We start from the raw sequence: 1,793 nt of genomic DNA on the forward strand, positions 1-1,793 counted from the left end.
GGTCGAGCATCTGATGGGCTTCATCGAACAGATCACCGACCGCGTCATCGTGCTCAACGCGGGCAAGGAGATCTTTGAAGGCACGCTTGCCAGCGCGGTGCGCGAGCCGCAGGTGATTGAAGTGTTCCTGGGAGGCGAGCATGCCCACTGATGCAGCTTCGCTTCTCGACGCCAGGGGCGTCGATGCCGGCTACGGCACCATGCAGGTGTTGTGGGGCGTCGATCTCGACGTCCGCCCCGGCGAGACCGTGCTGCTGCTCGGCGCCAACGGCGCGGGCAAGACCACCTTCCTGAAATCGCTGGTCGGCCTGATCGAAGCCCGCAGCGGCCACATCAGGCTCGGCGGCGAGGACATCACGAAGATGCGATCGTCGGATCGCATGAAGCGCGGCATGACCTACATGTCGGAAGAGGATGGTGAGATCAAGGTGTGGGCGGGTTTTGGTCAAAGACCGGACGGCATGCTAGATCATGGGATGCGAAGGTAGTGCCGAGGGGGGCACTACCGATGTGAAGCAAGAGGAGGTCGGCGAGGGAGGGTGCGAGCATGATTGGGTTAGTGAGAGGCAGGGAGAGAAGACGGCATACGAGATCACGAACGGCACCCCTCGCGCCATCGCCTCAGCAGCAACGAGCCCGAACGGCTCCTCCCACACGGAGGGGAACACTGCCAGGTCCACCTGGTCGAAGAACTCTTCCCGGCGCACCCAGCCAAGAAGGTCCACGGCTCCCGTGAAAATTGTCTATTATCGCTAACAAGCTGTTCGAGACTTTGCAGAGCTGGTCCGGTTAAATATGATACTTGACTGCCAAAACCGGCTTTAGACAGATTAGTATTCGCTAATTCTGCGTAGCTCTCCATAAGTTCAAGGGAAGTTAATGTTCCTGACCGATCGAGCCCTCTGGCTAAGCAAATCCCGCTATACCCCCCAAGGGCCCCGATCTCCAGGACATTTTTTGCCCCTGACATGGATACTAGCAGCGTAAGAAGCTTACCAGTAGAAGGAGATACTGAGATGGATCGCATACCGTTCTCTTTTATGGAATTAAGAACCTCCTCTAAAATATCATCTTGGCTGTAAAAAACTGAATCGATATATCTGTTAATTTGTTTCATTTTCCCCGCCCCTTTTTATTTTTTCTTTTTAATGGCATGGTGATGGCTGTGCGTCATGATGCGGATCGCGTGTGTGGCTTCCAGTTCCATCCGGAATCCATTCTGACTTCGCAAGGCGCCCGCTTGCTGGAACAAACCCTGGCCTGGGCGCTGCAGAAACTGGAGCAGACCAATACCCTGCAACCAGTACTGGAAAAACTGTATCAGGCGCAAACCCTGTGCCACCAGGAAAGCCACCAGCTTTTCTCTGCCGTGGTGAGCGGCGAGCTGAAGCCTGAACAACTGGCCGCAGCGCTGGTCAGTATGAAAGTGCGTGGTTAGCACCCCAATGAAATCGCCGGGGCGGCCACCGCGTTACTGGAAAATGCCGCGCCGGTCCCACGCCCGGACTATCCGTTTGCCGATATCGTGGGCACCGGTGGCGACGGCAGCAGTCTAATGGTATGAAGGCGATCCTCCAGTTTTGGAGAGATCGCTTTTTCTTCTTTGTGTCAATGCGTTTCGGCCCATAATATGAACTAATAGTTAGATAATCCGTTTCTGCTTGTAAAAAAAAAAGTAAACATATCTACTGTCAACTTCCTCCCACCCACCCCTCATCACTTTTGCCTCCCACTCATCCTTTCACACTTCTCTCCACCCGCAACAATTTGTCATCTCGTCTACATTATTTTTC

The 1,793-nt window shown here is 54.5% G+C and carries 2 protein-coding genes and 3 pseudogenes; 3 read left to right on the forward strand and 2 right to left on the reverse strand.

The window, feature by feature from the left end:
- Window positions 1–140 precede the first annotated feature (140 nt).
- Window positions 141–488: an ATP-binding cassette domain-containing protein gene (locus BTM36_RS24085; RefSeq protein ID WP_217349625.1), complete on the forward strand. Its 348-nt coding sequence runs from the start codon at window positions 141–143 to the stop codon at window positions 486–488.
- Here BTM36_RS24085 and BTM36_RS24090 read toward each other — a convergent pair.
- On the reverse strand, window positions 465–725 hold the full coding sequence (locus BTM36_RS24090) for a glycosyltransferase (RefSeq protein WP_256385255.1): 261 nt from the start codon (window positions 723–725) through the stop codon (window positions 465–467). The two genes, BTM36_RS24085 and BTM36_RS24090, sit on opposite strands and share 24 nt — an antisense overlap.
- 29 nt (window positions 726–754) lie before the next feature.
- Window positions 755–1,117 (reverse strand): annotated as a pseudogene (locus tag BTM36_RS29950) (O-methyltransferase); the annotation flags it as partial.
- Between the two features lie 27 nt (window positions 1,118–1,144).
- On the opposite strand from BTM36_RS29950, the pseudogene BTM36_RS29165 reads away from it, so the two are divergent.
- Both BTM36_RS29165 and BTM36_RS29170 read left to right on the forward strand, forming a co-directional pair.
- Window positions 1,145–1,276, forward strand: a pseudogene (locus BTM36_RS29165) (anthranilate synthase component II); the annotation flags it as partial.
- A 36-nt stretch (window positions 1,277–1,312) separates the two neighbouring features.
- Window positions 1,313–1,438 (forward strand): annotated as a pseudogene (locus BTM36_RS29170) (hypothetical protein); the annotation flags it as partial.
- Window positions 1,439–1,793: the final 355 nt, after the last annotated feature.

Source organism: Herbaspirillum sp. VT-16-41 (genome assembly GCF_001994935.1).
Taxonomy (GTDB): domain Bacteria; phylum Pseudomonadota; class Gammaproteobacteria; order Burkholderiales; family Burkholderiaceae_D; genus Herbaspirillum; species Herbaspirillum frisingense.

What these genes read in the sequence shown, in the direction of transcription:
- BTM36_RS24085 (WP_217349625.1), top strand. Translation starts at nt 141, where the DNA reads ATGCCCACTGATGCAGCTTCGCTTCTCGACGCCAGGGGCGTCGATGCC.